8 protein-coding genes and 2 pseudogenes are annotated in these 15,375 nt (G+C 60.1%); 7 read left to right on the top strand and 3 right to left on the bottom strand.

Translation table 11 applies throughout. The annotated features are described in order from the left end of the window. Positions 1-201 precede the first annotated feature (201 nt). The 3 genes and pseudogenes from katB (at position 202) to radA (ending at position 3,742) form a co-directional block, all read left to right on the top strand. Positions 202-1,743 carry a catalase KatB gene (katB, locus tag F0169_RS13445; protein WP_152746806.1) on the top strand — a complete coding sequence of 514 codons (1,542 nt, stop codon included), beginning with the start codon at positions 202-204 and terminating at the stop codon, positions 1,741-1,743. A 57-nt stretch (positions 1,744-1,800) separates the two neighbouring features. After that, a pseudogene (locus tag F0169_RS13440) lies at positions 1,801-2,331 on the top strand (ankyrin repeat domain-containing protein); the annotation flags it as partial. Positions 2,332-2,374: 43 nt separating this feature from the next. Further along, positions 2,375-3,742 (top strand): DNA repair protein RadA, encoded by a 1,368-nt coding sequence (gene radA / locus F0169_RS13435; protein ID WP_058415058.1) that lies wholly within the window; start codon positions 2,375-2,377, stop codon positions 3,740-3,742. A 132-nt stretch (positions 3,743-3,874) separates the two neighbouring features. Here radA and F0169_RS13430 read toward each other — a convergent pair whose 3' ends face one another. Next, positions 3,875-4,243 (bottom strand): PilZ domain-containing protein, encoded by a 369-nt coding sequence (locus tag F0169_RS13430; RefSeq protein WP_152746805.1) that lies wholly within the window; start codon positions 4,241-4,243, stop codon positions 3,875-3,877. A 172-nt stretch (positions 4,244-4,415) separates the two neighbouring features. On the opposite strand from F0169_RS13430, the gene F0169_RS13425 reads away from it, so the two are divergent. The 3 genes from F0169_RS13425 (at position 4,416) to yjiA (ending at position 7,820) form a co-directional block, all read left to right on the top strand. After that, positions 4,416-6,482, top strand: coding sequence for a carbon starvation CstA family protein (locus tag F0169_RS13425; RefSeq protein ID WP_058415060.1), 2,067 nt, complete (start codon positions 4,416-4,418; stop codon positions 6,480-6,482). A 15-nt stretch (positions 6,483-6,497) separates the two neighbouring features. Beyond that, on the top strand, positions 6,498-6,695 hold the full coding sequence (locus tag F0169_RS13420) for a YbdD/YjiX family protein (protein ID WP_058415061.1): 198 nt from the start codon (positions 6,498-6,500) through the stop codon (positions 6,693-6,695). Between the two features lie 165 nt (positions 6,696-6,860). After that, a complete protein-coding gene (gene yjiA / locus F0169_RS13415; RefSeq protein WP_152746804.1) occupies positions 6,861-7,820 on the top strand; it encodes a GTPase in 960 nt (319 codons plus the stop codon). A gap of 144 nt (positions 7,821-7,964) precedes the next feature. Here yjiA and glyA read toward each other — a convergent pair whose 3' ends face one another. Beyond that, positions 7,965-9,218, bottom strand: a complete 1,254-nt coding sequence (gene glyA / locus F0169_RS13410; RefSeq protein WP_058415063.1) for a serine hydroxymethyltransferase — start codon at positions 9,216-9,218, stop codon at positions 7,965-7,967. A 231-nt stretch (positions 9,219-9,449) separates the two neighbouring features. Then, positions 9,450-13,300: pseudogene (locus tag F0169_RS13405) on the bottom strand (sensor domain-containing protein). Positions 13,301-13,585: 285 nt separating this feature from the next. Between F0169_RS13405 and ettA the strand changes: the two are divergent. Further along, positions 13,586-15,250, top strand: a complete 1,665-nt coding sequence (gene ettA / locus F0169_RS13400) for an energy-dependent translational throttle protein EttA (protein WP_058415065.1) — start codon at positions 13,586-13,588, stop codon at positions 15,248-15,250. Positions 15,251-15,375: the final 125 nt, after the last annotated feature.

Raw genomic sequence — 15,375 nt, 5'->3', positions numbered from 1 at the left:
TGATTTTTATCGACACATCAAATCGTAAATAGTTTGCAAAGTGCCAGTAATCGCGCGCGAAATACTCGCTATTTCGGTGGCGGGCCACATTATTTTCTTTATCGAGCAGGTACAGGTTTTCTATTTATCTTCTGGCGTTCAGGTCATTAGCCTCTGACAAGCACAACTGAATGTGTACTAAAAAAACCAGAGGAAACCATGATGAAGAGTCCAATGAGCCGCGGGCCGGTTTCAGCGCGATATGCGCTGGCACTGGTGAGCGTAAGCCTGCTTTCTCTCTCCGTACACGCCGCAAACCTGACCCGCGATAACGGCGCCGCCGTTGGCGATAACCAGAACTCGCAAACCGCCGGAGCCACTGGCCCGGTGCTGTTGCAAGACGTGCAGTTGATTCAGAAGTTGCAACGCTTTGACCGTGAACGCATCCCCGAGCGTGTGGTGCACGCCCGAGGTACCGGCGCCCACGGTACATTCACCGTGACCGACAACCTCAGCGACCTGACCAAGGCCAAGGTATTCGCCGCCGGTGAAGCCACGCCGGTATTCGTGCGTTTCTCTGCTGTGGTGCACGGCAACCATTCGCCGGAAACCCTGCGCGACCCGCGCGGCTTCGCCACCAAGTTCTATACCGCCGACGGTAACTGGGACCTGGTCGGCAACAACTTCCCGACGTTCTTTATTCGCGATGCAATTAAATTCCCGGACATGGTTCACGCCTTCAAGCCGGACCCGCGCACCAACCTCGACGACGACTCGCGCCGCTTTGACTTCTTCTCGCATGTACCAGAGTCCACCCGCACACTCACCGAGCTGTATTCCGACTCGGGCACCCCGGCCAGCTACCGCGAGATGGACGGCAACGGCGTGCACGCCTACAAGCTGATCAACGCCAAAGGCGAAGTGCACTACGTCAAGTTTCACTGGAAGAGCCTGCAAGGCATCAAGAACCTTGATCCCAAGCAAGTCACCGAAGTGCAGGGCCGTGATTACAGCCATATGACCAATGACTTGGTCACGCATATCAACAAGGGCGACTTCCCCAAGTGGGACCTGTACGTGCAGGTGCTCAAGCCTGAAGACCTGGCCAAGTTTGATTTCGACCCGCTGGACGCCACCAAGATCTGGCCAAATGTGCCTGAGCGCAAAGTCGGGCAAATGGTGCTGAACCGCAACCCGGGCAACGTCTTCCAGGAAACCGAGCAAGTCGCCATGGCCCCGGCCAACCTGGTGCCGGGCATCGAGCCGTCTGAGGATCGCCTGCTGCAAGGCCGCGTGTTCTCCTACGCCGACACCCAAATGTATCGCCTGGGCGCGAATGCCCTGCAACTGCCGATCAACGCCCCACGCGTCACCGTTAACAATGGTAACCAGGACGGCACGCTGAACAGCGGCAAAACCACCAGCGGCGTGAACTACCAGCCAAGCCGCCTGGAGCCTCGCGAAGAGCCAAAAGACGCGCGTTACAGCCAACTGGCGCTGTCGGGCAGCACCCAGCAAGCGAAGATCCAGCGCGAGCAGAACTTCAAGCAGGCCGGTGACCTGTACCGCTCCTACAACAAGAAAGAGCGTGAAGACTTGATCGAAAACTTCGGCGGCTCGCTGACCACCACCGATGACGAGAGCAAGCACATCATTCTGTCGTTCCTCTACAAGGCCGACCCGGAATACGGCACCGGCGTGACCAAGGTCGCCAAGGGTGACCTGGCCCGCGTGAAGGCGTTGGCGGACAAGCTGACTGACTGACGTTGGTGACAGTCGACGCCCTGCTTTCGGGCGTCGACCTCTTGAGGAGAAAAGCCCATGCGTATTTCAATTGGTTTACTGCTGGCAATGCTCGCTTTTGTCGCCCATGCCGAGTCCCCCGACCCGGCGGTGCTCAAAGCGCAGTTACAGGACTACTATTTCGATGCCGCGCGCCGTGGCGATGTCGACATGCTCAACACCTTTATCGACTCTGGCTACAGCCTCAACACCCAGGATGATAAGGGTTATACCGCGCTGATTCTTGCCGCCTATCATGGCCAAGGCTCGTTCGTGGAGCGCCTGCTCAACGCCGGTGCCGATGCCTGCGTGCAGGACAAACGCGGCAATACCGCGCTGATGGGCGCTATTTTCAAAGGCGAGCTGAAAATCGCTCAACGCCTGCTGTCGACCGACTGCAACCCCGACCAACGCAACGGCGCCGGGCAGACCGCAGCGATGTACGCCGGGCTGTTCAAGCGCGTCGAATTGCTCGATGAGCTAAAGGCCAAAGGCGCCGACCTCAACGCTGAAGACCCTATCGGCAACAGTGCTTCACGATTGGCCAGTGGTGAAATCCGGACCCCGGCGCGCGCTGAGCTATTATCGCGGTTTTTCGGTTGGAGGTTCTTGAATGGCAAAGGCCAAGCGCATGTACGGCTGCACCGAGTGCGGCGCGACCTTTCCCAAGTGGGCTGGCCAGTGCACCGAGTGCGGCGCGTGGAACACCCTGACTGAAACCATGATCGAAAGCGGCGGCGCTGCAGCCCCCACCGGCCGCGCCGGCTGGACCGGGCAACAGGCGCAGATCAAGACCCTGGCCGAAGTCAGCGTCGAAGAGATTCCGCGTTTCTCTACGGCTTCCGGGGAACTCGACCGCGTACTCGGCGGCGGCCTGGTGGACGGCTCAGTGGTGCTGATCGGCGGCGACCCCGGCATTGGTAAATCGACCATTCTTCTGCAAACCCTGTGCAGCATCGCCAGCCGCATGCCGGCGCTGTACGTCACCGGCGAAGAATCCCAGCAGCAAGTGGCCATGCGTGCGCGTCGTCTGGGTTTACCTCAGGACCAACTGCGGGTGATGACCGAAACCTGCATCGAAAGCATCATCGCCACGGCCCGCATCGAAAAGCCCAAGGTGATGGTGATCGACTCGATCCAGACGATTTTCACCGAGCAACTGCAATCGGCACCGGGCGGCGTGTCTCAGGTGCGCGAAAGCGCGGCGCTGCTGGTGCGGTATGCCAAGCAGAGCGGCACGGCGATCTTTTTGGTCGGCCACGTCACCAAAGAAGGCGCGCTGGCCGGGCCACGGGTGCTTGAGCATATGGTCGACACCGTGTTGTATTTTGAAGGCGAGTCCGATGGTCGGTTACGCCTGCTGCGCGCGGTGAAAAACCGCTTTGGCGCCGTGAACGAATTGGGCGTGTTTGCCATGACCGACCGCGGCCTGAAAGAAGTCTCTAACCCGTCGGCGATTTTTCTCACGCGTGCGCAGGAAGAAGTCCCTGGCAGTGTGGTGATGGCGACGTGGGAAGGCACCCGCCCGATGCTGGTGGAAGTGCAGGCGCTGGTCGATGACAGCCACTTGGCCAACCCGCGCCGGGTCACGCTTGGCCTGGATCAAAACCGCCTGGCGATGCTGCTCGCGGTGTTGCACCGTCACGGCGGCATCCCGACCCACGACCAGGACGTGTTCCTCAACGTGGTCGGCGGGGTCAAGGTCTTGGAAACCGCGTCCGACCTGGCCTTGATGGCGGCGGTGATGTCCAGCCTGCGCAACAAACCACTGCCGCATGACCTGCTGGTGTTTGGTGAAGTGGGCCTGTCGGGCGAAGTGCGCCCGGTGCCCAGCGGCCAGGAGCGCCTGAAGGAAGCCGCCAAGCACGGCTTCAAGCGCGCGATCGTGCCCAAAGGCAATGCGCCGAAGGAAATGCCGCCGGGGCTGCAGGTGATCGGCGTCACGCGCCTGGAACAAGCCCTGGATGCATTGTTCGAATAACCCGCCAAACAGACTAACTAGCTAACCTGTGGGAGGGGGCTTGCTCCCGATAGCGGCCTGTCAGCGACACATAAGTGCCTGACACACTGCTATCGGGCGCAGGCCCCCTCGCACATTTGACAGGTGTTGCCGTTAGATTTCCAACAACGCCGCCAGCTCCCGGTGCAGCTCATCCTCATCACCCAGGTTCAACTCGATCAGCCTGCGCAAGTGGCTGATCGAGTCCAGGTCAATGTGCTCGCACACAAAACCCAACTGCCCGTGATCATTGTGAGTCAGGCGCACCTGCATCTGCACGTCGGTTTCAGCGTCAAGGTGAATATCCACATCGAAAGCGGCGTCGGCGCTGCCCAGCCAAGCCTGCGGCCGTTGCACCAACAAACCTTTCAGCGACAAATCGACTAACTGCACCGACCATTTCTGGCTGTTTTGGCGAAGTTCGGTTTTGGCGTCAAAGGCGATCCGGCGAAAGCGGCGACGATCAGACGGTTGCTCGTTCATGGTGAAACCCTCGGTGAATGAGGCAATTGTAGCCCTGCGCCATTATTGAGTCGGGTTTTCTGCTTTTTGGCCCCTTGAAGGCTCTAGACCAATGTAGGGGGCTGGTCTTTAAAGCAAGTAGCGCTAAACTCGGGATGGCTGTCCTTCTGTCCACCCTGGCTGGAATATAAAAATGAAAAATAATAATAGCCTGCTACGCCACTTACCCTGGCTGCTGCTGGCAATCGTAGGAGCAGGCGCCCTTGGCGTAGTGGCCTTGCGCCGCGGCGAGGCGATCAACGCCTTGTGGATCGTGGTCGCTGCCGTGGCCATCTACCTGGTTGCATACCGTTACTACAGTTTGTTCATCGCGACCCACGTGATGCAACTGAACCCGCTACGGGCCACCCCCGCAGTGGTCAACAACGATGGTCTGGACTATGTGCCGACCAACAAACACATTCTTTTCGGTCACCACTTTGCGGCGATTGCCGGTGCAGGCCCGTTGGTCGGCCCGGTGCTGGCGGCGCAAATGGGCTACCTGCCCGGCACGCTGTGGCTGATTGCCGGGGTGGTGCTGGCAGGCGCGGTGCAAGACTTCATGGTCTTGTTCATGTCCACGCGGCGCAACGGCCGTTCGCTGGGCGACATGGTTCGCGAAGAGATGGGCCGCATTCCCGGCACTATTGCGCTGTTTGGCTGCTTCCTGATCATGATCATCATCCTCGCGGTGCTGGCGCTGATCGTGGTCAAGGCCTTGGCCGAGAGCCCGTGGGGCATCTTTACGGTGATGGCGACCATCCCGATCGCGATGTTCATGGGCGTGTACATGCGCTACATCCGCCCCGGCCGCATTGGCGAAATCTCGATTATCGGCGTGCTGTTGCTGCTCGGCTCGATCTGGCTGGGCGGGCAAATCGCGGCTGACCCGGTGTGGGCCAAGGCCTTCTCGTTTACCGGCATTCAGATCACCTGGATGCTGATCGGCTACGGTTTCGTCGCAGCGGTACTGCCGATTTGGCTGATCCTGGCGCCGCGTGACTACCTGTCTACCTTCCTCAAAATCGGCACCATCGTTGCGCTCGCGATTGGCATTCTGGTCACCATGCCCGAGCTGAAAATGCCGGCGCTGACGCAGTTCACCGACGGCACCGGCCCGGTGTGGAAGGGCGGCCTGTTCCCGTTCCTGTTCATTACCATTGCCTGTGGCGCGGTCTCGGGTTTCCACGCGCTGATCTCTTCGGGCACCACGCCCAAGCTGCTGGATAACGAAGTCAACTCGCGCTACATCGGTTACGGCGCGATGCTGATGGAATCGTTCGTCGCGATCATGGCCATGGTTGCCGCCTCGGTGATCGAGCCAGGCGTTTACTTCGCCATGAACAGCCCCGCTGCCGTAGTGGGCGCAGACGTGGTAACGGTTGCGCAAACGGTCAGCAGTTGGGGCTTTGCGATCACACCGGAAGCGCTGCAAGCCGTCGCGCATGACATTGGTGAAACCACCATCCTGGCGCGTGCCGGGGGTGCGCCGACGCTGGCGGTGGGTATCGCGCAAATTCTGCACAGTGTGTTGCCGGGTGAAAACACCATGGCATTCTGGTACCACTTTGCGATTTTGTTTGAAGCACTGTTCATCTTGACCGCGGTTGACGCCGGCACCCGAGCCGGTCGTTTCATGCTGCAAGACCTGCTCGGTTCGTTCGTGCCGTCGCTCAAGCGTACCGAGTCGTGGACCGCCAACCTGATTGCCACGGCGGGCTGTGTGGCGATGTGGGGTTACTTGCTGTACCAAGGCGTGATCGACCCATTGGGTGGCATCAACACCTTGTGGCCGCTGTTCGGTATCTCTAACCAGATGCTGGCCGGTATCGCGCTGATGCTCGCCACCGTTGTGCTGATCAAAATGAAACGCCAGCGCTACATTTGGGTGACCATGTTGCCCGCTGTGTGGCTGCTGATTTGCACCACCACCGCAGGCTTCATCAAGCTGTTCGACGCCAACCCGGCGATCGGCTTTCTGTCGCTGGCCAAAAAGTACAGTGATGCGCTGGCCAACGGCCAGATCCTCGCCCCGGCGAAGAACATCGACCAGATGCAGCACGTGATCTGGAACGCCTACACCAACGCAACGCTTACGGCGCTGTTCCTGTTCGTGGTGTTCAGCATCCTGTTCTATGCGCTCAAGGTTGGCATTGCCGCCTGGGGCAACAAAGAACGCACGGATAAAGAAGCCCCGTTCCAGGCCATACCGGACGCGTAAGCGAGGAGTGCAAGCATGTTCAATGACATCAGTCGCCTCGGTAAATACCTCGGTCAGGCCGCGCGCCTGATGGTCGGCATGCCCGACTACGACACCTACGTCGAGCATATGCAAACCAAACACCCGGGCAAACCGATGATGGACTACAAGGCGTTCTTCCGGGAACGCCAGGAAGCCCGTTACGGCGGCAAGGGTGGGCCAAAGTGTTGCTAGCCCGATAAGTTGGGCGTGTAGTGCCCCATGTGGGAGCGGGCTTGCTCGCGATTGCGGCGTGTCAGTTGATGCATACTGAGACTGATACACCGCCTTCGCGAGCAAGCCCGCTCCCACATTTGTTTTGCGTTCCTTCAGTTATTTCATCTAAAAAGGAGAATCTCTTTGTCCTCTCCCATCCCCGTCACCATTCTCAGCGGCTTCCTCGGCGCGGGTAAAACCACCTTGTTGCGCCACCTGCTCAAGGCCGAACACGGCTTGAAAATCGCCGTGATCGAAAACGAATTCAGTGACGCCGGTATCGACACCCAACTGTTGGGTGCCGAGCCGGTGCAAGTCATGACCCTGTCCAATGGCTGCGTGTGCTGCACCATCCACACCGACCTGACCAAAGCGCTGTACCTGCTGCTGGAACGCCTGGACAGCGGCGAGATCGCCTTCGACCGCCTGGTGATCGAGTGCACCGGCCTTGCCGACCCGGCGCCGGTGGCGCAGACGTTTTTCATCGATGAAGAACTGCGCGAGCGCTACATCCTCGACGGCATTATCACGTTGGTCGACGCGGCCCACGCCGACCAGCACCTGGCCCAGACCATCGCGCAGGCGCAAATCGGTTTCGCCGACCGCTTGCTGGTGAGCAAACGCGACCTGGTCGACACGGCGACCTTCGACGCCCTTAGCCAGCGCCTGACCCGCATCAACCGGCGTGCGCCGATTCGTGTGGTCGACCACGGCGCCATCGACCTGGCCGAGTTGCTGGACGTGCGCGGCTTCAACCTCAACGCCGGCATGAGCCTGCGCCCGGTGGTTGCTGCGCCGTCTGTAGACCGTATTTCGAGCCTTGTGCTGCGCACCGACCAGCCGCTGGATATTGACCGCCTCAGCGCGTTCATGAACGACCTGCTGGAAGACCACGGCAAGCAGTTGCTGCGCTACAAAGGCGTGCTCAATATTGCCGGCGAAGACCGGCGCATGGTGTTCCAGGGCGTGCTCAAACTCTACGGGTTCGATTGGGACACCGAATGGGCCGAAGGCTGCGCGCGCGAAAGTGTGATCGTGTTTATTGCCGACGAGTTGCCGGAAGACAAGATCCGCGAAGGTTTTGCCAAGGTCTACCAACCCTGACCTGACCTGACCTGAAATGCAGCCAAAAACTGTGGGAGCAAGCCCCCTCCCACAATTTGATTGCATTTCAGATTGAGCAAGCAGCGTTTTCAGGCATAAAAAAGCCCGGCTCATAAGCCGGGCTTTTTATTCAAGCAACTGCAATCAAGCGCCGTATACCGGCAGCTTTTTGCAGATGGCCTTGACCTTCTCACGTACCGCGTCAATCACGGCTTCGTTGGAAAGATCCGCCAGGATGTCGCAGATCCAGCCGGCCAGTTCCTTGCACTCTGCTTCCTTGAAGCCACGTGTGGTCACTGCCGGGGTGCCGAAGCGCAGGCCGGAAGTGACGAACGGCGAACGTGGGTCGTTCGGCACGGAGTTCTTGTTCACGGTGATGAAGGCTTTGCCCAACGCGGCGTCAGCATCTTTACCGGAAATGTCCTGCTTGATCAGCGACAGCAGGAACAGGTGGTTTTCAGTACCGCCGGAAACCACATCGTAGCCGCGTTCGATGAACACGCCAGCCATGGCCTTGGCGTTTTTCACCACTTGTTGCTGGTAAGTCTTGAACTCAGGCTGCAGCGCTTCCTTGAAGCAGATCGCTTTGGCGGCGATCACGTGCTCCAGCGGGCCACCCTGGGCGCCCGGGAATACGGCGGAGTTGAGCTTCTTCTCGATCTCGGCGTTGGCGCGCGCCAGGATCAGGCCGCCACGTGGGCCGCGCAGGGTTTTGTGCGTCGTGGTGGTCACCACGTCAGCGTAAGGCACCGGGTTCGGGTACACGCCAGCGGCGACCAGACCGGCTACGTGAGCCATGTCGACGAACAGGTAGGCGCCCACTTTGTCGGCGATTTCACGGAAGCGCGGGAAGTCCAGAATCTGCGAGTAGGCAGAGAAACCGGCCACGATCATTTTTGGCTTGTGCTCAACCGCCAGGCGCTCGACTTCGTCGTAGTCGATCAGGCCGTTGGCGTCGATGCCGTATTGAACCGCGTTGTACAGCTTGCCCGAAGAGGAAACGCTGGCGCCGTGGGTCAGGTGACCGCCGTGCGCCAAGCTCATGCCCAAAATGGTGTCGCCGCCTTGCAGCAGGGCCAGGTAAACCGCGCTGTTGGCCTGCGAGCCGGCGTGCGGCTGCACGTTGGCGTAATCGGCGCCGAACAGTTCCTTGGCACGGTCGATGGCCAGTTGCTCAACCACGTCGACGTATTCGCAACCACCGTAGTAGCGCTTGCCTGGGTAGCCTTCGGCGTACTTGTTGGTCAGCACCGAACCTTGAGCCTCCATGACCGCAGGGCTGGTGTAGTTTTCCGAAGCGATCAGCTCAATGTGCTCTTCCTGGCGCACGGCTTCTTGCTCCATGGCGGCAAAGAGATCGGCGTCGTACTTGGCAATAGTCAAATCACGGCTGAACATGGCGGTCCTCAAGGATCGGGGGCAGAAAAGAAGGGCATTCTAACCCAACGGGTTTTAGATGGCATATGAAAGGACATCATGTCGCGGACAAGCGGGATTCATCTGCGGATAGGCGGTGTTTGGGTGGGCCTCATCGCGAGCAAGCCCGCTCCCACATTTGAATGTATTCACAGATCAAAATGTGGGAGCGGGCTTGCTCGCGATGGGGCCATCAGCCCCCCCCACAAAACCTCAGTCAAGCAAGAACAGCGCATCATTGCTGAACTGCGCTTCGAACCGGTTCGCCGGCATCGGCCGCCCGAACAGATAACCCTGCACTTCGTCGCAGCCATGCTCACGCAGGAAATCCAACTGCTCATGCGTCTCGACGCCCTCGGCGATGACCGCGAGGTTGAGGCTGTGGGCCATGGCGATAATCGCGCGGGCGATTTGCGCGTCCTGCTCGCCGGACGGCAGGCCGTCGACGAACGTGCGGTCTATCTTCAACACGTCGATAGGGAACTGCTTGAGGTAGTTCAGCGACGAGTAACCCGTACCAAAGTCATCCACCGCGATGCTCAGGCCGAGGTTTTTCAAGCTGGCGAGGATCTGCATCGCCTCGTTGACCTCACGCATCAGGATACTTTCGGTCAGCTCCAGCTCCAGGCACGCCGGTGGCAGGCCCGTGTCGCGCAGAATGCTGGCGATGCGTTCGCCCAGTTGGCCATCCGAGAACTGCCGCGCCGAGATGTTCACGGAGACTTTCGGCACCCGCACCTTGTTCTGGTGCCAGGTTTTAAGCTGGCGACACGCTTCGCCGAGCACCCAGTCGCCCACGTCTACCACCAGGCCCAATTCCTCCAGCACCGGAATAAAATCACCCGGCGGCACCAGCCCGCGACGCGGGTGGCGCCAGCGCAGCAAGGCTTCGGCGCCGGTCAAGCGTTTGCCGTCACCACTGAATTGCGGCTGGTAATACAGCACGAATTCGTCCTGTTCCAGCGCGTGGCGCAGGTCGCTTTCGAGCTCCAGGCGCTCAAGGGCGCTGGCGTTCATGTCGGCCTGGTAGAACTGGAAGTTATTTTTGCCGCGTTCTTTAGCGTGATACATCGCGGTGTCGGCGTTCTTCATCAACTGGCTCAGCTCGTTGCCGTCTTGCGGGCTGAGGGCGATGCCGATACTGGCGGTCACGAAGAACTCGCGACCTTCCAGCACAAACGGCTTCACCAGGCTGGCGAGGATCTGCTCGGCCACATTGATCGCGCGGTTCAACGCCATCTCACGGCTGACGCGCGGTTGCAGGAGCAAGGTGAACTCGTCGCCACCCATGCGCGCCACGGTGTCGTCTTCGGCCACGCAGCCCAGCAGGCGCGTGGCCATCTCTTTGAGCATGCGGTCGCCCGCGGCGTGGCCCAGCGAATCGTTGATCGGCTTGAAGCGGTCGAGGTCGAGGAACATCAGCACCACCCACGACTTCTGCCGCTCCGCCGACTGCAACGCGGTGTGCAGGCGGTCCTGAAACAGCGTGCGGTTGGGCAGGTGGGTCAGGGCGTCGTAATAGGCCAGGCGGTGGATGCGCTGTTCGCTGGCCTTGCGCTCGCTGATGTCGCTGAAAAAACACACATAGCTGGCCAAGTCGCCTTCATCGTCGAACACCGCGGTAATGCCGACCCAGGCCGGGTAATGCTCGCCATTCAGGCGTTTCAGCCAGACCTCGCCTTCCCACGTGCTGTGCTGGTGCAATTGTTTGAGCACATAGCGCAGGTGGGCTTCCTGCTGTTCGTCGACGGTCAGCATGTTCGGCAACTGGTCGAGCACATCCGCCACGGCATAACCGCTGACGCGGCTGAACGCCTCGTTGGCCTGCACGATATAGCCCGCCGGGTCGGTGATCAGGATCGCCGACGTTGAGTGTTCGAACACCGTGGCGGCCATGCGCAGGTCTTTCTCGGCGCGCCGTTGCTGGCTGATGTCGCGGCCCACGCCAAGAATGCCTTCAAACGCGCCATGTTCATCCCAGACCAATACCAGGCGCAGCTCAATCGGTACTTTGCGGCCATCGGCGCGCAGGCAATCGAAGACGAACAGCCGGCTCTGCAATTGATCGCGCAGCGTGTTCAGCGCCTCGACGTCGCCGAGCGCGCGGCTGACCTGCTCGACCAGGCTATAAATGCCGGTGAGTTGCTGCGGGTTGGCAATAATCGACTGCCAGCCGTTTTTCAGCACCCATTCCACGTCATAGCCCAGCACGGCGCTGACCGACGGGCTGATGTAGTTGAGCGCCAGCTGGCTGTCGGTGGAGCAAATCACGTCGCTGATGCTTTCGGCCAGCATGCGGTAGCGCTGCTCGCTGTCGCGCAGCGATTCGCTGGCTTCAATCTGGTCGGTAATGTCTTTGGCCACGCCGATGATTCGGGTGACTTGCGCGCTCTTGTCGCGCGCCAGGGCCTGCTCGCGAATATCAAAGCGCCGCCATTGGTTATTGCGGTGGCGAAAGCGCAACTGGCACTGCAACTGGTTCGCGTAGCCGGTTTCACGTTGTTGCTGGCGCAGGTCGTGGTAATGCTCGGCGTCTTCGGGGTGCAGCAGGATTTCCCAGAAGTAGTCGCCCATTTGCTGCAGCGCTACTTTGTCATAGCCCAGGGTGTGGCCGAGGTGATGGTTGCTGAAAATAATGCGCTGGCTGATCACGTCCTGCACGTACAGGTGGTCGGGCACGTGCGCACCACGTCGGACCAAAAGCTTTCGCGCTCCACCAGTGACAGCTCGATCAGCTTGCGGCTGGTGATGTCGCTGATGCTGAGGATCACCGCCTTGAAGTCGTCTTGCTGCTCCGGCAGGCGCATCACCAGCCACAGGTATTGTTCGTTGCCTGCGGCGTCGTTGAGCTGGATTTCCAGTTCCAACTGCTTTTGCTGGGTCAGCACCGCCTCAAGCACGGAGTGGCCGATGGCCGTGGCATTGCCCGAGCGATCATCAATCAGGCGTTCCCACGCCTCCTCGCAAGAGCCGACGCCCAACAGGCGCACGGCGACTTGGTTGACCTCGGTGATGCGCAACTCCTTGAGCAATTGCTGTCGCTGCTCAGCGTTGTTGTGCAGCCAGGCCTGCAATTGCTCGCGGGTCTGCAGTTTTGTCTTGTCGAAAAAGCCTTTCAACCCCGACAGGTCCAGCACGCACAAGGCCACGCCGGTGCCTTCGAAAATATCCTGATAACGCCGGCGGCCTTCATGCACCTGGCGCTGGCGGCGGCGCATGTTCAGCAGCACCACCAACGGGATCAGCGAGAAGGCCAGGCCCAACAAGCATTTGCCGATAAACGCCGGCAGTAACTGCTCCAGCACGGCGTTGCGGTCGAACAGCCCGCGCAATTGCCAGTCGCTTCTGCTCAGCGGCGTTACCAGCACGCTTTTATTCAGTTCATCCGGGGTCAGCGCGGTGGGCCACTGCGCCGGCATGCCGGTGTCACGGCTGACCACGTGATGGTTCAGGCGGTTCTCGATGGCCCACATCGGGCGCGGGCCTTGGGCGTCCTGGCCGTTGAGGTTGGTCAGGTAATTGGGGGCCAGGCGCAGTGCCCAGTACATTTTTGAGCCGCCGCTGGGCTGGTGCAGCAGCAAATAGATGAGCGTGCCGTCGGCGTTGTTGCTCAGGTAATACGGTTGCGCCTGGCTGCGCTGCACCAGTTCTGTCAGCAACGCGCTGTCCTGGCTGTCTTTGGCGCTGTCGCTGATCAGCGCACCGCTGGCGCTGAGCAACGCCACGCTGCGCAGCTCCGGCAACGAGCGTTGCAAGGTGCGCATCAAGGCCTGATGCTGTTCGTCGTTGCGCGGCGGCTCGACGATCGGCAGCAAATTCATCGCGATTTTTGCGCTCAGCGCCATGTTCAGGCTGATCTGTTCAGCCAGGTCGGCGCTGTAGTCGATGGTGTACTGCTGCTGGTTCTTCTGGTTTTGCTGCAACTGGTCGAGCAGTTGCCAGAACAATAACGCGAGCAACATCAGCACAAGCGTCGCCAACGCGCCTTTAAAGGTGCCGTGCAGGGGCGCTCCCGGCGCTAAGTGAGCAGCGCGCAGGGGCGTAGGCGACGTGACTTTGGACAAGCTGTGATCCTGCGGTTTGGCTGAGCTGGCGCGCGACGTGCACTATAAGCCGGACGCCCGAAGGGCGGCTAGCATGCCTTGAGTTGTGGCAAAGTGCCAGTCCCGCCTGGCTGGACTGACCAAGCGCATTCAGGTAGCTTTGAAGGTTACGCGAGGGCGTTCCAGCCCCAGACATTCAGGCTTCTTCCGCACGCAGGCATTGATCACCATCAACGGCCCGCGCGGCGCATGGCCTGGCACGGGCTTCGCCCGCTTAATTCATCTGTCACTGACGCTAGGTTCACCATGGCTCAATACGTATTCACCATGCATCGGCTGGGAAAAGTTGTTCCGCCGAAGCGGGAAATCCTGAAAAATATTTCGTTGTCCTTCTTCCCCGGCGCCAAAATTGGCGTGCTCGGCCTCAACGGTTCGGGTAAGTCCACGCTGTTGAAAATCATGGCCGGCGTCGACACCGAGTTCGAAGGCGAAGCCCGCCCGATGCCGGAACTGAACATCGGTTACCTGCCGCAAGAGCCTATTCTCGATCCGACCAAGACCGTGCGTGAAGTGGTTGAAGAAGCGGTCAGCGTGATCAAGAACGCCCAGGCCCGCCTGGACGAGGTTTACGCCGCTTACGCTGAAGAAGATGCCGACTTCGATAAGCTGGCTGCCGAACAGGCCAAGCTCGAAGCCATCCTGCAAGCGGGCGACGGTCACAACCTTGAGCGCCAACTCGAAGTCGCCGCCGATGCGCTGCGCCTGCCGGCGTGGGATGCCAAGATCGAATTCCTCTCCGGTGGTGAAAAACGCCGTGTGGCCCTGTGCCGCCTGCTGCTGTCGGCACCCGACATGCTGTTGCTCGACGAACCGACCAACCACTTGGACGCCGATTCCGTCGCCTGGCTGGAGCACTTCCTGCACGATTTCCCGGGCACCGTGGTTGCGATCACGCACGACCGCTACTTCCTCGACAACGTAGCGGGCTGGATTCTGGAGCTCGACCGTGGCGCCGGTATCCCTTACGAGGGCAACTACTCCGGCTGGCTCGAAGCCAAGTCCGACCGTCTGGCCGCCGAATCCAAGCAGCAATCGGCTCACGAAAAAGCCATGAAGGAAGAACTGGAGTGGGTGCGCAAAGGCGCCAAGGCCCGCCAGTCGAAATCCAAGGCACGTCTGCAACGCTTTGAAGAAATGCAGTCGCAGGAGTTCCAGAAACGCAGCGAAACCAATGAAATCTACATCCCGGCCGGTCCGCGCCTGGGTGACAAGGTGATTGAGTTCAAAAACGTTTCCAAAGGCTATGGCGACCGCGTGCTGATCGACAACCTGTCGTTCAGCATGCCAAAAGGCGCGATCGTCGGCGTTATTGGTGGTAACGGTGCGGGTAAATCCACGCTGTTCCGCATGCTGATGGGCAAGGAAACACCGGATTCGGGCAGCATCGAAGTCGGCGACACCGTGCAGCTTGCCTGCGTGGACCAGAGCCGCGAAGACCTCGACGGCAGCAAAACCGTGTTCCAGCAGATTTCCGACGGCTCCGACCAGATCCGCATCGGCAACTATGAAATCCCGTCGCGCACCTACGTGGGCCGTTTCAACTTCAAGGGCGGCGACCAGCAGAAGTTCGTCAAAGACCTCTCTGGCGGTGAGCGCGGTCGTTTGCACCTGGCGCTGACCTTGAAAGAGGGCGGCAACGTGTTGCTGCTCGACGAACCTTCCAACGACCTCGACGTTGAAACCCTGCGTTCGCTGGAAGAAGCTCTGTTGGACTTCCCGGGCGCCGCCATTGTGATCTCTCACGATCGGTGGTTCCTTGACCGCGTCGCGACCCACATCCTGGCGTACGAAGACGACTCCCAAGCGGTGTTCTTCGAAGGCAACTACACCGAGTACGAAGCCGACCGTAAAAAGCGTTTGGGCGATGCAGCTGCCCAGCCGCACCGCGTACGGCACAAAAAACTGGCCTGATCCGGGTCAGTGGTTTGAAAAAACGGAGCCTTCGGGGCTCCGTTTTTTTTGCGCATATTTCAGCCAGACCTGTGGGAGCGGGCTTGCTCGCGATGGCATCAACCCGGTGTACCTGATGGTCCGAG

It is taken from the genome of Pseudomonas kitaguniensis, assembly GCF_009296165.1.
Classification (GTDB): Bacteria; Pseudomonadota; Gammaproteobacteria; order Pseudomonadales; family Pseudomonadaceae; genus Aquipseudomonas; species Aquipseudomonas kitaguniensis.
This window is presented reverse-complemented; position numbering and strand designations above follow the sequence as displayed.

Excerpts from the sequence above, each read along its gene's own strand:
- katB (WP_152746806.1), top strand. The coding sequence starts at position 202 with ATGAAGAGTCCAATGAGCCGCGGGCCGGTTTCAGCGCGATATGCGCTG.
- radA (WP_058415058.1), top strand. The coding sequence starts at position 2,375 with ATGGCAAAGGCCAAGCGCATGTACGGCTGCACCGAGTGCGGCGCGACC.
- F0169_RS13430 (WP_152746805.1), bottom strand. The coding sequence starts at position 4,243 with ATGAACGAGCAACCGTCTGATCGTCGCCGCTTTCGCCGGATCGCCTTT.
- F0169_RS13425 (WP_058415060.1), top strand. The coding sequence starts at position 4,416 with ATGAAAAATAATAATAGCCTGCTACGCCACTTACCCTGGCTGCTGCTG.
- F0169_RS13420 (WP_058415061.1), top strand. The coding sequence starts at position 6,498 with ATGTTCAATGACATCAGTCGCCTCGGTAAATACCTCGGTCAGGCCGCG.
- glyA (WP_058415063.1), bottom strand. The coding sequence starts at position 9,218 with ATGTTCAGCCGTGATTTGACTATTGCCAAGTACGACGCCGATCTCTTT.
- ettA (WP_058415065.1), top strand. The coding sequence starts at position 13,586 with ATGGCTCAATACGTATTCACCATGCATCGGCTGGGAAAAGTTGTTCCG.